This is a genomic window from Longispora sp. NPDC051575 (genome assembly GCF_040681875.1).
Classification (GTDB): domain Bacteria; phylum Actinomycetota; class Actinomycetes; order Mycobacteriales; family Micromonosporaceae; genus Longispora.
In genome coordinates this window covers 37,401-57,676 of the sequence record NZ_JBFAZP010000015.1, presented here as the reverse complement: position 1 = coordinate 57,676, position 20,276 = coordinate 37,401, and the positions used below count along the sequence as shown (strand labels likewise).

Annotated in this window: 18 protein-coding genes; 9 read left to right on the top strand and 9 right to left on the bottom strand. The window is 68.7% G+C overall.

Annotated elements, in window-relative coordinates; genetic code table 11:
• The first annotated feature begins 525 nt into the window (after positions 1 to 525).
• Positions 526 to 1,059 (top strand): hypothetical protein, encoded by a 534-nt coding sequence (locus tag AB0M43_RS35930; protein ID WP_363731452.1) that lies wholly within the window; start codon positions 526 to 528, stop codon positions 1,057 to 1,059.
• Between the two features lie 417 nt (positions 1,060 to 1,476).
• Here AB0M43_RS35930 and AB0M43_RS35925 read toward each other — a convergent pair whose 3' ends face one another.
• The 8 genes from AB0M43_RS35925 to AB0M43_RS35890 all read right to left on the bottom strand — a co-directional run bounded on the left by AB0M43_RS35925 (position 1,477) and on the right by AB0M43_RS35890 (position 8,453).
• Positions 1,477 to 1,686, bottom strand: coding sequence for a helix-turn-helix domain-containing protein (locus AB0M43_RS35925; RefSeq protein WP_363731450.1), 210 nt, complete (start codon positions 1,684 to 1,686; stop codon positions 1,477 to 1,479).
• A gap of 27 nt (positions 1,687 to 1,713) precedes the next feature.
• Complete coding sequence (locus AB0M43_RS35920) at positions 1,714 to 2,862, bottom strand: epoxide hydrolase family protein (RefSeq protein WP_363731447.1); 1,149 nt, start codon at positions 2,860 to 2,862, stop codon at positions 1,714 to 1,716.
• Between the two features lie 726 nt (positions 2,863 to 3,588).
• Entirely contained in the window at positions 3,589 to 4,347 is a 759-nt protein-coding gene (locus AB0M43_RS35915) for a sulfite exporter TauE/SafE family protein (protein ID WP_363731445.1), read from the bottom strand.
• The gene (locus AB0M43_RS35910) at positions 4,344 to 4,913 is read right to left on the bottom strand and encodes a rhodanese-like domain-containing protein (RefSeq protein ID WP_363731442.1); all 570 of its coding nucleotides are present in this window, start codon (positions 4,911 to 4,913) and stop codon (positions 4,344 to 4,346) included. Before AB0M43_RS35910 ends, AB0M43_RS35915 begins: the two co-directional genes overlap by 4 nt.
• Positions 4,914 to 4,986: 73 nt before the next feature.
• Positions 4,987 to 5,334 carry a rhodanese-like domain-containing protein gene (locus tag AB0M43_RS35905; protein ID WP_363731439.1) on the bottom strand — a complete coding sequence of 116 codons (348 nt, stop codon included), beginning with the start codon at positions 5,332 to 5,334 and terminating at the stop codon, positions 4,987 to 4,989.
• A gap of 54 nt (positions 5,335 to 5,388) precedes the next feature.
• Positions 5,389 to 6,774 carry an MBL fold metallo-hydrolase gene (locus AB0M43_RS35900; RefSeq protein ID WP_363731437.1) on the bottom strand — a complete coding sequence of 462 codons (1,386 nt, stop codon included), beginning with the start codon at positions 6,772 to 6,774 and terminating at the stop codon, positions 5,389 to 5,391.
• 79 nt (positions 6,775 to 6,853) lie between these two features.
• Entirely contained in the window at positions 6,854 to 7,123 is a 270-nt protein-coding gene (locus AB0M43_RS35895) for a metal-sensitive transcriptional regulator (RefSeq protein WP_363731435.1), read from the bottom strand.
• Between the two features lie 415 nt (positions 7,124 to 7,538).
• Complete coding sequence (locus tag AB0M43_RS35890; protein WP_363731432.1) at positions 7,539 to 8,453, bottom strand: LysR family transcriptional regulator; 915 nt, start codon at positions 8,451 to 8,453, stop codon at positions 7,539 to 7,541.
• Between the two features lie 146 nt (positions 8,454 to 8,599).
• Between AB0M43_RS35890 and AB0M43_RS35885 the strand changes: the two genes are divergently transcribed.
• The 4 genes from AB0M43_RS35885 (at position 8,600) to AB0M43_RS35870 (ending at position 12,673) form a co-directional block, all read left to right on the top strand.
• The gene (locus tag AB0M43_RS35885; RefSeq protein ID WP_363731430.1) at positions 8,600 to 9,142 is read left to right on the top strand and encodes a dihydrofolate reductase family protein; all 543 of its coding nucleotides are present in this window, start codon (positions 8,600 to 8,602) and stop codon (positions 9,140 to 9,142) included.
• 126 nt (positions 9,143 to 9,268) lie between these two features.
• On the top strand, positions 9,269 to 9,928 hold the full coding sequence (locus AB0M43_RS35880; protein ID WP_363731428.1) for a dihydrofolate reductase family protein: 660 nt from the start codon (positions 9,269 to 9,271) through the stop codon (positions 9,926 to 9,928).
• A gap of 1,836 nt (positions 9,929 to 11,764) precedes the next feature.
• Positions 11,765 to 12,082 (top strand): hypothetical protein, encoded by a 318-nt coding sequence (locus AB0M43_RS35875; protein WP_363731425.1) that lies wholly within the window; start codon positions 11,765 to 11,767, stop codon positions 12,080 to 12,082.
• 459 nt (positions 12,083 to 12,541) lie between these two features.
• Positions 12,542 to 12,673 carry a hypothetical protein gene (locus tag AB0M43_RS35870; protein WP_363731423.1) on the top strand — a complete coding sequence of 44 codons (132 nt, stop codon included), beginning with the start codon at positions 12,542 to 12,544 and terminating at the stop codon, positions 12,671 to 12,673.
• Between the two features lie 127 nt (positions 12,674 to 12,800).
• Here the strand turns inward: AB0M43_RS35870 and AB0M43_RS35865 are convergent, their stop codons facing one another.
• Positions 12,801 to 13,337, bottom strand: a complete 537-nt coding sequence (locus tag AB0M43_RS35865) for a hypothetical protein (RefSeq protein ID WP_363731420.1) — start codon at positions 13,335 to 13,337, stop codon at positions 12,801 to 12,803.
• 811 nt (positions 13,338 to 14,148) lie between these two features.
• On the opposite strand from AB0M43_RS35865, the gene AB0M43_RS35860 reads away from it, so the two are divergent.
• The 4 genes from AB0M43_RS35860 (at position 14,149) to AB0M43_RS35845 (ending at position 19,737) form a co-directional block, all read left to right on the top strand.
• Entirely contained in the window at positions 14,149 to 15,057 is a 909-nt protein-coding gene (locus AB0M43_RS35860; RefSeq protein WP_363731417.1) for a hypothetical protein, read from the top strand.
• Positions 15,058 to 15,755: 698 nt separating this feature from the next.
• A complete protein-coding gene (locus AB0M43_RS35855; protein WP_363731416.1) occupies positions 15,756 to 16,325 on the top strand; it encodes a hypothetical protein in 570 nt (189 codons plus the stop codon).
• Positions 16,326 to 16,873: 548 nt separating this feature from the next.
• A complete protein-coding gene (locus tag AB0M43_RS35850) occupies positions 16,874 to 18,022 on the top strand; it encodes a hypothetical protein (RefSeq protein ID WP_363731413.1) in 1,149 nt (382 codons plus the stop codon).
• 680 nt (positions 18,023 to 18,702) lie between these two features.
• Positions 18,703 to 19,737 carry a methyltransferase gene (locus AB0M43_RS35845; RefSeq protein ID WP_363731412.1) on the top strand — a complete coding sequence of 345 codons (1,035 nt, stop codon included), beginning with the start codon at positions 18,703 to 18,705 and terminating at the stop codon, positions 19,735 to 19,737.
• Positions 19,738 to 20,276 lie beyond the last annotated feature (539 nt).

Genomic DNA, 20,276 nt, shown 5'->3' with positions numbered 1-20,276 from the left:
TCCAACCCCGTGTCGGCGTCCACTACCGAGGTGAACGTCCAGGCGTCCTACTCCGTCCAGCAGCACTGGGCCAGCCGAACGAAGCCCCTCGACTTTGCCTTTGGTGCGCTGCCCCCAAGTCCGGGGTTCGTGGGCGCGAACACCGTCCGGTACCGACAGGACTCCAGCCTCGGTGAACCGAGTATCTCGGGCGTCGCGCTCGTCGCCGTCCTGGTCTTCTAGACCACCCAGCACTGTGACCGCCCAGCTCGGGCCTGGCGGTCGCAGTGTCGGGTCAGCAGTTCGCAGCGGCCGGAGACCTCAAGTTCGCGGCGAGCTGCTACTCAGGTTCACCTCGACGGACGTGGCCGTGACATACAAGGTCTGGGAGCTGCGGCGGCTGGAACCACCCTCGACGGCCCGCTCGATGATGGCCAGAGTTCACTCCAGGACTGGCGGCGAGGGTTGGCACTTCGAGGCGGTGCAACGACTGTCGAGTACCTCGGGGTCTGTTCCGCCGATGTCCATCGTGCCAGGATCGTCAGTATGTCTGAGGATGACCCGCGGTATGGGTACGGCAGCTACGCCTGGCCGCTGTGGAACGAACATGACCGCAGCGGAGAGAGTATCCGCAAGGTCCTGCGCCGGGCGGGGTTCCACGACTTCGGGGAGCACAACGGCACCGCCAACACGACGGGTTTCGTCGTGGAGGGCGGCAACGACGGAAAGCCGTTCTCCGTCTGGTGCTGCGACGAGACGCAGCGGGAGGCCGGTCACCCCGAGCTCTACGCCGTGGCCCTGACCGCCGCAGGCTGGATCATCAGGCTCGACCCGGGACTCGATCAGGTCATGGAGGTATGCCGTGCCCCGGCCGGGCCGCCCGCCAGCGCGATGCCCCTGGACCTGGACCTGACAACGTGGCTTCTGCTAGCCGCGGTCCTGTTCGGCGGTGTCGTCCTATCGGTCCTGGCGTTCACCGCCGACCTGCCCGAGTTCGCCCGGCTGTTCGTGTTGGCCGTCGCCACTGTCGGTGTGCTGGCCGCCGTGGTCGGCCTGTGGGCCCTGCGCGTCACTCGGTAACCCCGCCCGCGACGCGGACGAGGGCAACCCTTTGCCTGTAACAACCGTTGTGGGCGCTGCGCTGGTTTCGTTGGGTGCGATGGCCGCGTCCAGCGCGGGCCCGAACAGTCCGGCCTCGGCATGGGCGAACAGCGTCCGCTCCACATCCGCCGCTCCAGCGAGTACGTTCCGATCAAGCCTTCGCGGTCGGGTGCTTTCCACGTTGGCCCGGGTAGTCAACCGGATCGGTGACGAATCGCGTTGCGTATCGCGCCGAACGACACCGGATAGGTGCCGGCGGAACGACCGGTGGGCTCTGCGCGTATGACCATGTCAGGTCAAGGCTGGATCCAAGCCCACCAGGTCGGCGCTGACGCGCCAGAGTCTGGCTGCCGCGTAGGACGCCGAGCGGGAAGTTTTGGGGCGGCGGTCGACGTGTTAAGCCCGCTGACGCCCTCGACCTCGGCCGCTGACGCCAGGTAGACCGATGTCGCGGCACCCCGGGTGGGGCTTTTCAGGAACGGCCGGACGCTGAACAAGCCCCAGCTCGTCACAGAGAGCCGTGAGGGTACTGAACCAGATCGCCCGGGCTCGGCCGTTCCTGAGCGCCGACAGGTTCGCCAGGCTCAACCCGACCCTGCCGGCCAATGACGAACAGACCCTGACCCCGCACAGTCAGCAGCTGTGTTGCCGCAGCGGGCCGAAAAACGTGCGGACATCGGCCGCGACGAGCCCGGGTTCCTCGTAGGCGAGGAAGTGGCCGCCCGCCGGCAGTGCGTGCCAGTAACGGATGTCGGCGTAGGTGCGCTCGGCGAGTGACCTGGGCATGCCGAGGTCGCCGACCCCGACGGTGATCCCGGCGGGCACGGTGAGCACGGGTAGCGGCAGTTGGTGCGTCCGGTCGAAGTACGGGCGGAACGAGGATCCGATCGTGCCGGTCGCCCAGTAGATCATGATTGTGGTCAACAGCTCGTCCTTGCCGAACCGGCGCTCGACGTCGCCGTCGCAGTCGCTCCAGGCTTGGAACTTCTCCACCAGCCACGCCGCCAGGCCGGACGGGGAGTCCAGCAGAGCCGCCGCGAGCGTGTCGGGACGGGTGGCCTGGATCTCGGCGTAGCCCTCCCCGCCCGCCCATTTCGCGGCCGACCACGCCAGGAACTCCCGCTCGGCGACGGTCAGGTCGGCGCTCCGCTCCGCCGGCGGAAACGCGGCCTGGGCCACGTGGATCCCGATCACCCGGTCGGAGTGCGAAGCGGCGAGCCAGTGGCTGACTCTGCTGCCGATGTCCTCGCCGTAGGTGCCGAAGCGTGCGTAGCCGAGCACCTCGGTCATCAGCTTGGCCCAGATGTCGGCGATCCGCTGAGGCGTCACCGGGCCAAGGCCCGGCAGGGTGGAGTAGCCGTACCCCGGCAGCGACGGAACCACCACGTCGAACGCCTCGCCGGGATCCCCGCCGTGGGCCGCCGGATCGGTGAGCCGCTCCACCAGCGGTAACATCTCCGCGAACGAGTACGGCCAGCCGTGTGTCACCACCAGCGGCAACGGCACGGGACCACCAGCCGCGCGTACACCACGGACGTGTACGAAATGCACCGTCTGCCCATCCACGTCCGCCAGGTACTGCGGAAACGCGTTGAGCCACCGCTCACGGGCCCGCCAGTCGAACCCGTCCGCCCAGTGACCGAGCAGATGGCGAAGGTAGTCCGGGTCCGTGCCTGCGGACCACCGCTCGCCCGACGTACGCGCGGGCAGCCGGGTCCGCGCCAGGCGGACCGCCAGATCGGCGAGTACCGCCTCCGGAACCTCTATGGTGAACGGCGTCATGATCAGCATCATGACACCTGGACCGCCCACCCGCATGACGCGGGCCGGGCCTGCGGCAACCGGCTCGATGACGGGCGGCCTTTCACGCGTTCTCACCGATGATCAACACTGCAAAACGGGCCAAACCTCGACCTATGACCCGTGAACTTGATGCGTTCGTGGGAGGTACTCGGTGATGGTCGAGGATTGCCGATTGTGTTCGTCGACGAGCGCCTCGACGCGATCGGGCTCGGGCCCGCGCCGTGGCCAGGCCCGACGCGTGGCCCGGGCATGTGAAGGCGCTCCGTTGAACAAGCACCTGGTCAGTGTGCCGACTCGGATGGGGTCCGGGCATCAGACGTGGTCGACGCTCGTCGGCGGGTTCGCGGACACGGCGTGCGGCCCGCCCGGCGGTCCGGGAACGGTTCATGCAAGCCAAGAGACGCCTGATGGGGTGAGGCCGGTGCCGACACGGTGGCCCAGAAGTGTTCCCGGCTGGCGACTCGGCCCGGGCGAGGGCAGGTGCGGTGCGTCTGACTTCAACCACCACCTGGTAGAAACCCGGGCTCGGTTCGCCCATGTTCACCGGGCCAGCAGCGCAGGAGCACTGCGACGAGGGGAAGCCGTTGTTGGCCGCCGGCCACGCTCTGCGCGGCGTTGCCGACTCGGGCACTGGACCGGCTGCCGGTGCCGCCATCCGAGGTTCCCGGCAGGTCCGGGGTCGTACCGCTCCGGGTGTCCTGCCGGTCAGGTCAGGAGCTGCCGGGCCAGGACGCCGGCTCCGGCCACGATCACGAAGCAGCCGAAGGCCCGGCGTAGGACCGTCGGGTTCGCTTTGCCTGCCAGGTGGGTGCCTGCGACGCTGCCGGCGACGGCCAGGGCGGTGATCGCGGCGGTGAGTGGCCAGTCGACGGTGGTGGTGTGGAGGTGTCCGGCGATGCCGGCGGTGGAGTTGGCGGCGATGACGAGCAGGCTGGTGCCGACCGCCGCGGGCATGGGCATGGCGGCGAGGATGGCCAGGGCGGGGACGATGAGGAATCCGCCGCCCGCGCCGAGGAGGCCGGTGGCCAGCCCGACGCCCAGTCCGGCGGCGACGATGAGGGGCACGCGCGGCCGGTGGGCCGGGTCTGCGGAGGCCGCCCGGTGGCGTGGCCGGAGCATGGCTGCGGCGGTGAGGACCATGAGGACCGCGAAGCCGGTGAGCAGGAGCTGCGCGGGCACGTGTGCGGCGAGACGGCCTCCGGCGTACGCGCCGATCATGCCGGCGGCGGCGAAGGGCAGTCCGGTGCGCCAGCGCACGTGCCCGGCGCGGGCGTGCGGGACGAGCGCCACGGCGGCGGTGACCCCGACCACGATCAACGACATCGTGACCGCCCCGTCGAGGGGAACACCGGTGACGTAGACGAGGACCGGCAACGTCAGGATCGACCCGCCGCCGCCGAGCCCGCCGAGGGTCACGCCGATGAGCACAGCGGCGGCCAGCGTGGCGAGAACCACGGTGGTCACGGCGTGGCCCCGCGCAATTTGGTGAGACTGTGGGCGATGTCGACTCGACGGCTGGGCCGGTTGTGGGGCAGCTTCGACAGTGCCGTGCCCATCGCGCAGGTATCGGTGAGGGCCGCTACGGCAAGGCCCGCGCCGACCAGCCCCGCCAGGTAGCGGGCCGGCGGCCACCACACACTGGCCAGCACGGCAGTGGCGACGAGACCGCCGGCCAGGAGGCGGACCTGGCGTTCCAGGCCCCAGCGTGCGCGGCCCCGGATGACGGGCGCGTCGGTGGCCGTCCAGGCGTTCATTCCGCCGGCTACGACCAGGGTGTCGGTGAGTCCGCCCGCGGCGAGTTTGCGCTGGCAGGCGTCGGCCCGGGTACCGGCCTGGCAGACGAGCAGCAGGGTGCCGCCGGCGTCGGCGACGATACGTTGCAGGTGTGGATCGACCTGGTCGAGGGGCAGATTGATCGCGCCGGGGATGTGGGCGGTGTCGAACTCGCCGGGAGTGCGCACGTCCACGACGAGCGCGTCGGGGTAGACCTCCAGGAGTTTCAGGGCGGCGGTGACGGTGATGCTGGACATGGCGTATTCCTCACGTGGTGATCGGCTGGCCTGCGGTCCGGTCGTTCGGGCAGCTGACGTCCGGGTGCCGGGGTCAGGCGGGCTTGGAGCCGCGCACCACCCGGCCACCGGCCGCCTTCCACCCAGCCGTGCCGCCGGCCACGGACCACGCGTCGCGGCCGGCGCCGCGTAGGATCTCGGCACCGATGAGGCTGCGCTGCCCGCTGGCACAGATCACGTACACGCGTCCGGCCGGCACCTCCGCGAGTCGGGAGTCCACTTCGCGGAGCGGGATGTGCAGTGCGTCGGGGACGTGTCCGGCCATGTACTCCAGGCTGCCGCGCACGTCGATGACGACGGCACCGGCGGTGTGCGCGGCGGTGAACTGTTGCGGGGAGACCTCGATGTTCAACTGCTCGTCCTTCCAGTTCTCAGGGTCCATACCCCTGGGGGTATGTGGGGATGAGGGTGCGGCGCCTGTCGCCGACCCTGGATCTCAGGTCGCGGACCGGGCGGTGGCCGCGCAGGCCGTCGCCGGGGCGTAGGCGGCGTACCCGCCGATCAGGTCGGAGACATCGGTGTGACCGTGGGCTCGTAGCAGGCTCGCCGCCGTGGAGGAGCGGTAGCCGCCCGCGCAGTGCACGACGGTCGGCCGATCTGTCGGCACGTCATCGATGCGGGCGAGGAGTTGCTGCAGTGGGATGTGCAGCGAGCCGGGGATGAGCCCGCCCTCGCGTTCGGCAGCGCCTCGCACGTCCAGGACGGTCACGGAGCCGGTGGACAGTTCGCGCAGGTGGGCGGCGGTGATCCGGCTCGCGGGGGTGATCCGGTCGACCATCTCCAGGAACGCCGCCTCGGGCCGGGCGAGGTGGCCGGCGACGTGGTCGAACCCCACCCGGGCGAGGCGCACCACCGCCTCGGTCTCGCGGCCTTCCGGCGCGACGAGAACGACCGGCACGTCCGGGCGCAGGACCGCGCCGACGGTCTCGGAGAACCGGCCGTCGAGGCCGACGTTCAGCGAGCCCTCGATGTGCGCGGCGGCGAAGTCCGTGCCGTCGCGCACGTCGAGGACCACCGCCTCCCCCGCGACCTTCAGGAACTCCTCGACCGTCAGAGCCGGCACCACCGTGTCGAGCAGGGCGTGGTGCCGCTGGTTGAGCAACGCGTCGTGGCCGAAGTAGGCCGGGGCCGGGGGCTGGCCGGCCGTGACGAGGGCGACGAACTCCTCGCGCGGCATGGGCCGGCACGCGTAGTTGGTGGCCCGCTGTTCCCCGATCGTGGAGGACAGCTGCGTCGACAGGTTCTTGCCGCACGCCGACCCGGCGCCGTGGCCGGGCAGCACCCGCACCTCGTCCGGGAGCGCCATCAGCACGTGGTGCACGGACTCGTAGAGCATGCCCGCGAGGTCGCGGGCTGCGTGCCCGGCCGACGCGAGGAGGTCGGGTCGGCCCACGTCGCCGATGAACAGGGCGTCGCCGGTCAGCACGGCGTCGGGCACGGTGTCAGTGGCGTGGGCGAACACCAGCAGGCTGATCGACTCCGGGGTGTGCCCCGGCGTCTCGAGCACCTCCACCACCACGTCGCCCAGGCTGATCCGGTCGCCGTGGGCCAGTGCCCGGGTCGTGAACTCCGTGCGCGCGGCGCGCCCGTAGCCGATCCACGCGCCGGTGGCCGCCGCCAGTTCCAGGTGCCCGGAGGCGAAGTCAGCGTGCACATGGGTGTTGATCACCCCTTCGATGCGCACGCCCCGCTCGGCCGCCGCGTCGAGGTACACCTGCACGTCGCGTCGCGGGTCCACCACCAGCGCCCGACCCGTCGTCTCGTCGGCGACCAGGTAGGACGCCTGCGACAGGCAGTCCAGGTACAACTGCTCGACCAACATCGGTCCCCGCCTCTCCACATACCCCCGGGGGTATGCGATCGTGATAAGAAAACGCCCGACCCACGCGGCCGGGCGCTCGTCAGGCCAGCGCCATGAACAGCTTCTCGAACTCTTCCTCGGTCATCGGGGGCTCCTCGCCGCGCTCACGGGCCGCGTTGCAGTGCCGCAGCCCCGACGCGATCAGCTTGAAACCGGCCCGGTCGATCGCCTTGGACGCGGCCGCCAACTGCGTGAGCACCTTCTGGCAGTCGTCGCCGTCCTCGATCATCGCCACCACGGCCGCCAACTGTCCCTGCGCGCGCTTGAGACGCACCAGCGCGTCGCCAGCCAGAGCCTCGGTCATCCTCATGACCCAACCATACCCCCCGGGGTATACGTCCGCCACGAACGTGACCGGTACCACCGATCCGGAATGTCCGGCCGACTGGGCTGACCTCCGTGGATCTCGCAGGGAACTACCAGGAGTTACGCACCGGTTCACGGTTTTGCCCACATAGTGGCAGGGCTCGGGCCGACGGTTGCGGGAGCCAGGTGGTCGGCGAGGGCCTGACCTGCCGGACCTCGGGGCACTGGTTGTTAAACGCCGGACATCGGGCGGATGTTCCGGAACCGCATCGACCCCGGGCCGGGGTGAGCCGGCCGGGCGCGGTGGGCGTCACCCAAGGGCAACGGAGGTCTTCTACGAGAGGCGAGTCAGGCGCAGTCAAACGAGTTGGCGCATGTCCGCGACGGTCGCGAGCGCGCGGTGGTCAGCGCGCCAGCTACTACTGGTGGGTGGCTGCGAGGTAGATGCGGTTGGCGACCTCGCGGGCGGCCTGGGCGAAGGCGCGGATGCGGGGTGAGTTGTTGGCCCGCAGCCAGATGGGGGCCCAGTCGATCGGTGCGGCGTCGGAGAATGGGAGATAGGCGACGTCGGGCCGGGTGTAGAAGCGGGTGACCTGCGCGCCGACGATCATCGCGCCGTTGCCGGCGCCGATGAGCTGTAGGGCCTCCTGGAAGGTCTCGAAGGCGGGGCCGCCGGGTATGGTCCGGCCGCTGGGGGTGTGTTCGGGCCAGCGGTCAGACGGCCAGTCGCCCGGCAGGGCGCCGGCCAGCCGCAGAAGCCGGACGTCGGCGAGATCCTCCATCGTCACGCTGGTGCGGCCCGCGAGGGGATGGTTCGCGGGGACTGCCAGCATCCGGGGCTCGGAGATGAGGACCGGGCCGATGACCAGGTCGGGTCCGGCGATCGGGAGGCTGAGCACGGCGACGTCCACGTCGCCGGCGCGCAGCGTCGCGACGGCACTGGCGACCTGCGCTTCGCGGACCTGAACCAGCCAGCCGGGTTCGCGCTGGGCGAACAGGTCGGCGGTCTGGTGGGCGACCTGGCCGGCTGCGGCGCCGACGAAGCTGACCCGCAACGCGTCGCGGGCCTGGCGGACGCTGACGATCGCGCGGTCAAGGCCGGCCCGGATCTGCTCATAGGCGGGACGGAGGTCCTCACGCAGTTGGTGGCCGAGCGGAGTGAGTCGGACGCTACGGTTGGTGCGGTCAAACAGCGGCGCGCCGACCTGGCGTTCGATCTTCTTGATGGTCTGGCTGATCCGGCCGGTCGTGACGTGCAGACGCTCGGCGGTACGCCCGAAGTGCAGCTCTTCGGCAAGGGTGAGGAACGCCTCCAGCTCCAGACGTTCGAGCATCGCGCGACCTCCTTCTGTGTTGAACCTGGTTAAACACGGGTTTCAGTATCACTCGTTGTTTGGCTGATCTTGGCCGGGCAGGCTGATCACGACGGCGCGGAAGCCTCTGCATTCAGCCGATTGATCCATATTCCGAGGAGCCGGCTGTGAGCAAGATCGTCGCCCTGACCTTCGTGTCGCTCGACGGCGTGACGGACAACCCCACCTGGACCGGCCCGTACTTCAACGCCGACCACGCCCGCTACGCCCACGGTCAGCTGTTCGCAGCCCATGCCCTGCTGCTGGGCCGGGTCACCTATGAGGGCATGGCCGCCGCCTGGCCGCGGATGGAGGAGTCCGAGGGCGAGTTCGCCGTCCGGATGAACACCATCGCCAAGCACGTGGTGTCTGCGACCCTGACCGAACTGGGATGGAACGCCACCGTGGTCCGCGGCGACCTGGCCACCGAGGTCTCCAAGCTCAAAACCCAGGGCGACCTTCTGGTGTACGGCAGTGGCGACCTGACCTGCTCCCTCATCGAACTGGGCCTCGTCGACGAGCTCAAGCTCTGGGTCCACCCCGTCGTCGTCGGCCAAGGCAAGCGCCTGTTCGGCGAGGGCTGCCCGGCCAGCTCGTGGACTCTCGCTGGCACCACGACCTTCAGCACCGGCGCGGTGGTCCTGGATCTGCGCCCACACGGCAAGGAATAGCCGATGTTCCACCAGGACAGACCACGGGTACCCATCGCATACGCGCGCCGAGGACGGGAACCACCCAGGTCACCCTACCCGCAAACCTAACGACCAACTATTCGTACCAGACGAGAAGGCACCACCATGAAACTGACCGCGACCACGTTCGTCTCCCTTGACGGTGTCCTGCAGGGCCCCGGAGGCCCGACGGAGGACCCTACCGGCGGCTTCGACCTCGGTGGCTGGCTGATCCCCTACGCCGATCAGGGCTTCGGCCGGATCGTCGTGGAGTGGTTCGCCGACGCCGACGCGTTTCTCCTCGGCCGCAAGTCCTACCAGTTGCTGTCCTCACACTGGCCGAACGTCACCGACCCGCACGACCCGATCGCCGCGAAACTCAACACCCTGCCCAAATACGTGCCGTCGAGCACGCTGACCACACTGGGCTGGGCGAATTCGCACCTGCTCACCGGCGACCTCGTCGAGGAGGTCACCAAGCTCAAGGCCCAACCCGGCCAGGCGTTGCAGGTGCACGGCAGCGGCCGACTCCTCGGGACGCTGCTCGCCACCGGGCTCGTCGACGAACTGCGATTGCTCACCTTCCCTGTCGTTCTCGGCAAGGGCCAGCGGCTCTTCGAGGCCGGCACCGCCCCAGCCGCATGGCAGCTCACCGACGTCCAGTCCACCGCCGCCGGAGTCATCGCCCACACGTACACCCACGCCGGCAAACCCGCCCTCGGCAACATCGTGATCGGAGCCGACGGCCAGGAAGAACTGGTACTACCGGAAAGCACCAACCAGTAGTGAGACGGGCCGGGCGCCGATGAGGCCGCCCGGCCCATCGGCGTATCGCTCGGGGCTTCGCAATCGGGACGAAACCCTCAGCAGCTGGACAACCGAGGTTCAGTAGAAGGCTCTGACCCCGCCCTATCGCCTTTGGTGTATCAGGTCTACAGCTAGGCGCCCCGGCACTCTCCAAAGCTCCTCGCAATGGCCGTCCGGGCCGTCCCGCAAACACTCAGCACGCTCCACTACCCGTGGCTACCAGGAGCCGGCCCGAATCGAGGTGCTGTTCCGGTCGCTGGTGCCGGCGCGTACGACGCTGAGGGGCTGCTCGCGGTGATCGGGAGTGTCGGTTCGGGCCTCACCGAGGCGCAGACAGATCAGCGGTCCGGACGGCTCGCTGTCGCCAAGCGATACCTCTCCGCTGGACATGTCAGTCGCCGATCTACGCTCGGCCCGGGCATATTGCCACAACCTCTTGCCCTTATCGCTGGTCTCACGGTCGGGGCTTCGCCATTTCCCGTCCACGAGAAGACGTCTTGTCTCAGTCTGGACACTTCAGAGCGCCCATTCCGATGGCGTCAGAACGCTGACTTCCCAGGGACCTGCAGGTCGCTGTCCTGCGCCTGGTCGAGCTGCTCAGCTGTGGCCCGCAACCCGACCGCACCGGCGGGAGAATGGCGTGCCGCACACGGCCTCGCAGTCCCCCGCCACATGGGTGAGGCCTGTAGCCGAGATGGTCGTCCGTCTCGCCCTCGATCGCCTCCTTTGTCAGCCGGGCCAACAATCCGCCTCCTCCGCGTGCCGCAGCCCTCCAGCCCGGGCCCGGTCCGCCAACGGCCGCACCAGCAAGGCATCGGCGGCATTGATCCCGCCAGGTCCGAGTCCAGCTCCGTGAACTTCGCCCATTGTCAGATCAGACATCGGATGCTCCCCCGTTTCTGGCGATCCCCCAGATTCCTCGGGAACCAGCCCCCGGGCTAACGGACCAGATCAAGGGCAGGCGGTGGACGTGTCCGGGAGCGTGCCCGTCTCGCTGGACCCGACGGACCCGGTTGACTTGAAGCCGGGGCCCTGGGGATATACACCTCTCCCGCGGTTTCCGGGGTTCGGCCGGGAACGGCGTATGCGGCCCCACACCACCTGTTGTGGGGCCGCATGCGGGCCGGCGTGTTCCCCGCTGTACGGGTACTTTCTTCAACTCGTCCCACTGGGTTATACCCCAGCAGGCCGGAGTAGTACCTCGGAGGCGGGGTACCGGCGTGGCCCGCTTGTGGCGGGTGAAGATCAGATCATGTCCGTCGGGGTTCGGCGACTACCCCCTCAGTCGCCCTTGTCGTCGAACGTGGTGAGGTAGCTCAGGTCCGCGTAGGGGCGCCGGGCGAACGGGCGGGTTCGGGCGCGGCGCTACAGCCAACCGGCGGGCGCGTTGACCGGATCGACCCGATCCAGGAGAGTCCTGGTCGCGAACACCTCGCCGTGGGCGACGGTGATCACGCACTTTCCATCACCTGACGGTCAGAGCCCCCACTTTCAGGCCGAACCCACCAGTCCGTCAAGAGTGAACCTCAATCCCCCACGGACGTGACGCCCGCGGCCTCCACATAGGCGCAGCCGGCATTCACACCCACGCCCGGCCGTGACCACAATGAACGGCCCGAGCAGGGGCACACATCCCGCGCACATCCTCCGGCCGGCCGCCGTGTAGACCCCCGGCACCCCAGCGGCCCGCCGACTTCGACGAGGCACGGGATTGCGGCGACCGCACGCCTCCCGCGCGAGGGGAACCGGGGTGTATCCGCCGCGTCTCGTAGGCTGACTTATCGACCACAATCGACATTGCGGGAAGGGTGACACATGATCGACGAGGACGAGCCGCGCGAGACCGCCGGGGCCGATCACCAGTTCAACATGATCGACATCATCGACGCGTTCGCCGAGCACGACCATGTCGCGTTGCGGGAGCTGACCCCTACCGCGAGGTCCGCCCAGCTCGCCGCCCGCCAGGCGCTCTACAACTACTTCGACATCTTGTGGGAGGCGCCCAGGTCCGAGACGTTCCACCCGGCCGACGACGCCGACCCCTACGGCGGGATCGCCGCGGTGCGCGACCTGGCCTCCGCCCTGGTGGCCCAGGTCGAGCTGGTCCAGGACGAGGTCGGCGACGACGAGTGAGCCAGCCCCGAGCCTTACGGCACATGTGCCGGCGCACCGGCCGCGGCCGAACGGGGACGACGCCATCGACGGCATGGACGGGCATCGCGTCAGCGCCCGGTCGATCTCACGGGTCCGGCCCTGTTCCACCCGCGCCGAGCGATCGCGACGACCAGATCCTCGCCGCCGTCGACATCGACGACCACCGGAGACGTCAGAGTGTTCCAGTGAGCCGGCTCCCGCCGGGCTGGTGGTTCGTCCGGCGGTTCGCAGCACGGTGACGACCTCCGACAACTCTGCACGGTCTTCCCGCGCACCGCCGCGGTGCTGTTCGTGATCGTCCTCGGCTACTGCGTATCACCGTTCGCCTGAACCCGACCACCCGGCTGCCGACAGCCACCACGAACCACGGGGCCGAGACATGACGGCACAAGATCAAACGCCCAGCCTGTTCGCGAGCGGGCCTTTGCGTCAGCGGCGGTGGCATCGTGTTCGGTAGTCGAGCGTGATCTGGATGAAGACGTCGTCACCGCCTACGACCCCGACGGCACCCTCGCCGAGGCGATGGAGGCACTTGACCCGATCGTGTTGACCACCGAGTCAGGCTTCTAGGCCCTGCTCTTGTATGGCCCTTTTCGTGATCTTGGGGTTGTCGCGAGGAATCCGGCACTTCCCCTGACTACTGCCGCAGTGGTCATCCGACATTGTCTTCCGGGCGCGAACATTGACACCGGGTCGCCTATGTGATCGCCACCGTGCCCACGGCGTAGATGTTCGGCACAGTACCCAGACCGAGGAGGCAGAGGGTGATGTTGGTGCTCGGGCCCGTGAAGTTCTGCACGATGGTGTCCCCTGCGAACAGTCCGGACGTGATGGTACCGGTCTCCACGACGACGAACGCGGCTCCGGCGACCGTGGCGGTGAAATTGGTGGTGATGGCACTGGTCTGGCCGGTGTTCCAGGTGATGGTGTAGGTGATCGTGCCGGAGCCGAGCAGGTCGTTGCAGCCGTCGGCGACGGGGAACGAGGTCTGGCGCAGGCCCGAGACGATGGCGGGGTGCGACGCCGACACGCAGGGTCCGTAGGCGACGGTGGTGTCGACCTGGACGGTACCGGTCGTAGACAGGGTGAGCGGCGGATTGTAGGAGGTCACGTTGCTACTCGGCGGCGCGCAGGTCAGGTCGAGCGGGGCGGCGTGGGCGGGGCCGGCAGTGAACAGGCCGGCGGTGACGGCTAGTGCGAGTGTGCAGAGGAGTGAGGGGATTCGGCGCGACATGGCTACTCCTTGTATTGACCAGTTCTACTATGGTCAAGGCATCCGACAACAATTCGCCGCTATCTATCGGGTATTGGTCAAAAGCGCTGTGTTCGCCGCTCCCGGTGCGGCTCGCGGCTGCCGCTGGCGGGCTACTGCTCGATCCGGATTTTGCCCCAGCCTCCGGTGGCGACGGGGGCGCAGCCGCCGTCTGCGACCGTGGCTGGGATCGTTGAGTGGGGAGCAGATGGTCAGGACCCGCTTCTTGGCGTTGCCCCACACAATCACGTTGTTCCAGAGTAAGCCGTCGTGATGGGTGAACCGGGAGCTGGCGCGCTCGCACGTCGACGGCAGTGACCGCGCGCACGCCGCCGTCGAGGATCTGCGCTGGCCGCTCCTTGCCGACCATGCCGCCAACGCCCGAGACCGCGCCGGCCGTCGCGACGAACGCCATCGGCGCGGGCCCGGTACCCGACCCAGCTTCTGACCGCAGACCCTCAGACTCGAGCAGCGTGGGCCGGGTCGCTAGCGGGTTTCGGCCGTGCCGGGCGTGGCGTGTCCCCGGCCCCGTAATCGTCGGCACCGCCGGCGGCGATCAAGATTCGGTGAGTTGACTTTGTTGTCGTTGATCTGCCACCTTTGCAGATCACCTTGTGAAGTTGTTCGATATACGCTGTGTCTCGGCTGTTAATGGCCCGGACAGTATCGACGTGACGGCGAAGGCTGTGGTCTTCCCCTTCCTGATGCCCAGGTCGTTCCTTACTGGCGGCCGGTTGCGTGTCGTGATGTGCGGGGCCAGCCGCGTCAACCCCATCACGACAAGGGAGTCACATTGAGATTCTTCTTCGCCGCCGTCCCGGTATCACCACGTGGACGACTGTCCCGCCGTATCGCCCAGGCGGGTGCCACCGCGGCGCTCGTCGTGGCGGCCCTGGTCGTCACCGCCGCCCCAGCGTTGGCGACGGTCACAGTCTCCCAGCCGACCGTGCCGACCCTCGCCCGCGGAACGTCCGGCGAGGTCACCTTCATCCTCGGTTCCGCGAGCGACCAGGTCAGTAAGATCACCTTCACGGCGCCGGGGAACACGACCTTCAGCCGCGACTCCTACACCTACAACGGCGGCCCGGGCGCCATCCCGTGCGGACTCAGCGGTGATGCCAAGGCCCTCACCTGCCCCGAAACCGGCACCAGGCCCGGCTACTACTGGCCCGACGGCTCCACCATCGGCGTGCGGCTCCTGATGGACCCCGCCGCCCCCGCCGGCACGGCAATGACCTCCGGCTCCGTCGTCAACTACGACTGGAACGGCGTCCAGAACGGCCAGGGCACCTACACCGTCCAGACCCCGGCCACCGCCGACATCGTCACCACGGTCACCGCCCAGCCCCACCTGGGAATTCTGGTGCCGTACCTGACCTACACCCTCACCGCCCACAACGACGGGCCCAACAACGCCGACTACGCCACACTGACCGCGTCCCTGCCCGCCGGCGTGACCGCCACCAACCCCTCCTCCGGCTGCGCCGCCTCGACGGGCACCGTCGTCTGCGCCTTCGGGCCGGTCAGTAGCGGAACATCGGCGAACAAGTCGTTCCGGGTACCGCTGCACCTGCTGTCCCTCGGGCAGGTCACCGTCACCGGCGTCCGCACCCTGTCCGCGCCGACCGATACCGATCCAGCCAACGACACCGACAGCGCCACGTGCAACGTCCTGTCAGTCATCCTGGTCACCTGCACCTAGCACCGCTCGAACCATGCCTCGCTCGGCCGTGTGCGGCATGTCAGTGCCGGCTCAGACCCTCAACTGGGTGCCGGGCGGTTGCGCGAGTGGAGACGGTAGGACCTGGCTGCCGCCCTTGACGGTCGCGACCGCAGACCGGGCCGAACCCGGATGGAGGAAGTCAACTTCCAGGTACGGGCAACAGAGGAACGGGCGAATTATCCCCCGACGGAGGTCCGCAGGGAACACCGTGTTCACTGGTCCTGGTCCCGCTTGACGAACGGCGGGCGACTGGCGGTCAGCGGGCTGTCAGCGCTTGGGAGGCTGCCGGGTCCTCACTGGAGTGCAACCACCTGGTCGCCGTCCGGGCTGATGCCGATCGGTTACGCCGCAGTGTGTGGGTGTAGGCATGGCGATAGGCAACAGATGCGCTGAACATCCCGCAGCAACCACTTCGCGCGCCAGCCCGCCGCAGGGGGATGAGGGCGGATACGCAGACGCATCGGTTGCGGACAACGGTACTGCCCCACATTGCTGGCACGCAGATCCTGCGCTGCGGAAGGCCTTCAACGCGCGGACTTCTGTCGGGTTTTCATCAGCAGAACACCTCTTGTCTGAACGATCACGCTATGAACAGATGTGTGGGTAACAGCCGGGCATACATGGACATGTTCCTGGCGCCTGGCCTCGTGGACCCCTGGCACACCCATGGAGGATCGATGACTGAGCTCAAGTACGGCGACCGGGTGCACCTTCAGAACGGCTACAACGCCTGGGCCGGCGGCTACCTGGACACCAACAACCACAGCACTGAGACCGGCGGGAAGTACCGGGTCTCCACCACCGCCACCCCCACCCGGGGCCAGAGTACCGGCACCTGGGAGATCCTCTCCGCCACCGGACAGGCCGCAGGCCAGCCCGTTGTCAGCGGAGACCTGATCCACCTACGCAACCTCTACGGCGGAGACGGCGGCTACCTCGACACCAACAACCATGCCAGCGCCGCCCAGAAGACCGCCGGCGCCAAGTACGACGTGTCCACCTCCGCCGCCCGCGACCGCGCACCCGGCACCGGCCGCTGGCGGATCTTCGCCCAGACCTCCTCTCCCGGCGACCAGAACATCCGCCTCGGCGACGTGATCCTGCTGTGGAACACCTACGGCGACAACGGCGGATTCCTGGAGACCAACAACGTCAGCACCGAAACCAACGCCCTCTACGACGTATGCACCAACGCCTACTTCAACCGCTCCAGCGACGTCACCTTCTGGAAGACGATCAAGGCGTAGCCGCCACCGCCAGGCCCCGCGCGCCACCCGCAACGCCTGCCGAAGGCGGGGAGAGGCGGACGCCACGGCGAACCGGGACCAGGAAAGCTACGCGGTTGGCACGCCGTTGGCTGACATACGCTCAGCTGACCGGTGGTCGCCAAATCCGACGGGGTGCCGGGCCAGACCTGAAATCGGACCTGGCACCCTTCCCGGATGGATCTTCGACTCGCTATCGCAGGCAGCGGGAACTCCAGGTCCGCCACCAGGACGGCCCCGGCGATCACGCCCCCATTCACCACCTGGTGGCTAGCAGGTAGGCCCCGCCCCTGCCCGAACGACGTGAAGCTCGTCGGCCAGGAACCCGGCTGATACGTCGACCTCCCGTCCGCGTCGACCCCCGGCGTCCTGGCGGCACTGTCTCCGGCAGCCGAATTTGATGTTTCCCCATCATGGGTCCGCCACATGATTACGATACGCATACATGTCATTACTTTGGGTGATGCTGGTCTGCGTCCACGGGAGACTCGCACGCCCCGATCCGAGAGGCGAACTCTATGGATTCGAACGTGCACCGACGGCCCCTGATCACAGGTCTGGTGGCGCTCCTGGCCACGGTGGGCACCCTGGCGTTCTCCGCCACCGGCGCCTCCGCGCAGGAGGGCCGCGTCAAGGCCTGGGGCAACAACGCCAACCTGCAACTGGGCGACACCAGCGGCACCGCCACCCGTCTGACCCCGGCCACGGTGGCCGGGCTCACCGGCGGGGACGTGTCCGCCGTCGCCGCCGGCTTTTACCACTCGCTGGCGCTGCTCTCCAACGGCACCGTCGAGAGCTGGGGACGCAACGCCGAAGGCCAACTCGGCAACGGCGCCTCGGCCGCCTACTCCGTCCCCGGTACCGTCCAGAATCTCACCGACGTGGTCGCCGTCGCCGCCGGCGTGCAGCACAGCCTGGCCCTACTGTCCGACGGCACGGTGCGGGCGTGGGGCTACAACGGGTACGGCCAACTCGGCGACAACACGCTGACCAACCGGTACAACCCGGTGACCGTCGCCGGGCTCACCAACGTCGTGGCCGTCGCCGCCGGCAACCACCACAGCCTCGCACTGCTCGCCGACGGCACCGTGAAGACCTGGGGCTACAACGCCAACGGCCAACTCGGCGACGGCAGCGTCACCAACCGCTCGACGCCCGTGACCGTCACCGGCCTCGCCAACATCCGGGGCATCGCCGGCGGAGCCAGCCACAGCCTCGCCAGACTCGGGGACGGCACCGTGCGGTCCTGGGGCTACAACGCCAACGGCGAACTCGGCGACAACACCGCCACCCAGCGCACCACACCGGTCACCGTGGACGGGGTCACCAACGTCCGCGACATCGTCGCCGGGGCCAACCACAGCCTGGCACTTCTGGGCGACGGCACGGTCAAGACCTGGGGCTACAACAACTACGGCCAACTGGGCGACGGCACCACCACCAACCGTCCCACCGCCATCTTCCTCGACACCGTCACCAACGTCCGCTCGATCGCCGCGGGCAGCCACCACAGCCTGGTCCTGACCCGCGACGGCCGGGTCCGCAGCGTCGGATACAACGCCTCAGGTCAGCTCGGCGACGGCTCCACGAGCAACCGGACCGTGATCACCGGGCCCCTGACGGTGCTCAGCAGCGTCTCGCTCATCGCCGCGGGCGGAGAGTTCAGCATCGCAGGCTGAGCCCACGAAACCCGACGGTGGGAATTACCGGCCCGACCACATGGTCCTGGCCTCAGGGTGACATCCGCAGTACTGCGGATGTCACCCTGAGAACCCTCCAACTGGACGCTCGTGGTCCCCGAGCTCGCCGCCGTCCCACCCGAGCGGCTCCCGCTGCCAACGTCGACCACCATCGCGGCCCTGCACCGACGAGTGCATGAAGTTCTGGCCTCACGAGCCTGACCGGCTCGACGGCCCGACGCGCGCCTCCGCCGCGAAGATCCGCGCCACCACGTAGAGCACCCCGGCCACCGTCGCAGCCCTCACCCTCGATCTGATCGCCGCCAGCGCGCACGCCTAGGTCCTCACGTCCGTGCGCTGCGGCGAGCTGGGGACTGTCCGCGTTGAACGCAACGTCCAGACCGACGACGTCACCATGGTCGCGGGCCAACGAATCCGCGTCGGACGCACCCGCAGGTGGGCTCGGGTATCGATGCCCACGTGGTCAACCCGAACCTGCCGGACGACGAGCCCGTGAACAAGGTCGACTCCCCGTGGCAGGGCACTGAAGCGAATCGCCGGTCGCCGCGTCGCCCCTGCAGCCTTCTGCTTTCAACGGGCAACACCGCTGCGTTCGTTTATAGTGGTCGCGCTCGGGGTTGTGTTCTCGGGCCGGCCTATTTGACGAACAAGGTGAACTCGTGACGACCCCTCGTGGACGACTCCTCTCGATCTTGCAGGGCCCTTCGGTCGCCCAGGCGTGCTACGCCCTGGCCAAGCTGGGGATTCCCGACCTCCTCGCCGACGGCCCGCGACCGGTCGGGGAACTCGCCGAGGCGTGCGGGGCCCAGCCCCGGGCCCTGCACCGCCTGCTGCGCGTCCTGGTGTACCTGGATCTGCTCGAACAGCCCGAGCCCGGCAGCTTCGCGCTCACACCAGTCACCGAGCTGCTGCGCAGCGGCACCCCGAGCTCGATGCACGGCACGGCCATGATCTACGGCGAGGACGTGTTCCGGTCCCTCGCCGAGATCATGCACCCGCTGCTGCACGGACGCTCCGGGTTCGAGAAGGTCAACGGCAAACCGATCTACGACTACCTCAACGACAACGTCGAGGCCGCCCGGACCTTCAACAAGTCGATGAGCCGCAACCACATCCCCGAGATCATCGACACCTGCGACCTGGCCGGGTCCAAGGTCGTCATCGACGTCGGCGGCGGCACGGGCCGGCTCCTCGCCCAGGTCCTCACCGACAACCCGCACCTGCGCGGCGTGCTCCAGGAACTGCCCACGGCCGTCGAGCAGGCCCGCGAACTGTTCACCGACGCAGGCCTCGCCGACCGCGTCGACCTCGTCCCCGGCAGCTTCTTCGACGCCGTCCCCGAAGGCGGGGACACCTACATCCTCGCCCGGGTCCTGCACAACTGGAACGACGCCAACGCGCTCACCATCCTGGGCCGGGTCCGCGCGGCCATGGAGCCGGGCGGCAGGCTCCTGGTCGTCGAGGACCTCGTCACCGACGACGTGAACCTCGTCGACCTGCTGATGCTCGTGCAACTCGAAGGCCACGACCGCACCGAGGAGGAGTACCGGGCGCTCCTGCACGCGGCGGGCTTCGACGTACTGGACGCCCGCCGCCTAACCGACGGCCCCCGGCACGTCCCCGGCGTCATCGAAGCCACATCCAACGCCCGAGACAGCCGCAAGAACCAGCCGCCGAATAGCCCGCACATCTAACGATCGTGTGCGCAACAGGGTACGTGGCGTGGTGCCCCCAGGGGGGTGATCCTGTGTGGATGCATCTGCGTTGGGCCCGTCGGATGTTCAGTCATGCGGCGTTTACTGGGATCTCGCGGCGGCACCTGCGTTTGCTTCTGGCCGAGGTCGGACCGGGGTGGGCCGCTGACCGAGAGGGGCGTTTGCACGCGCGGCGGGGCGGCGGCCGGGGACGCTCGGCTGGAGCCGGGCGGCGGTTGCCGCTGCGACAGGCGGACCGGGTGGTGATCACGCGCGCCCACTTGCGGACGGGTTTGTCGCACAAGCCCTCGTGGTCGCGCTCGGGTTGACCGGACCACCGTGACCAGGGCTAACGGGCAGGTCCGGCCGCTGTTGGCCGGACGCGGGTCGCCGCCGCGACCGGGGTGCGGCTGCGGACCCTGGCTGATGTGTTCGCCTTCGCCGCAGCCGAAGGCGTGACGCTGCGCATGGACCCTACCGAGATTAAAGTCCGCCGCCCCAGGCGGGCCGTGGCGGGCGCAAGGCGTTCGTGTTAGGCA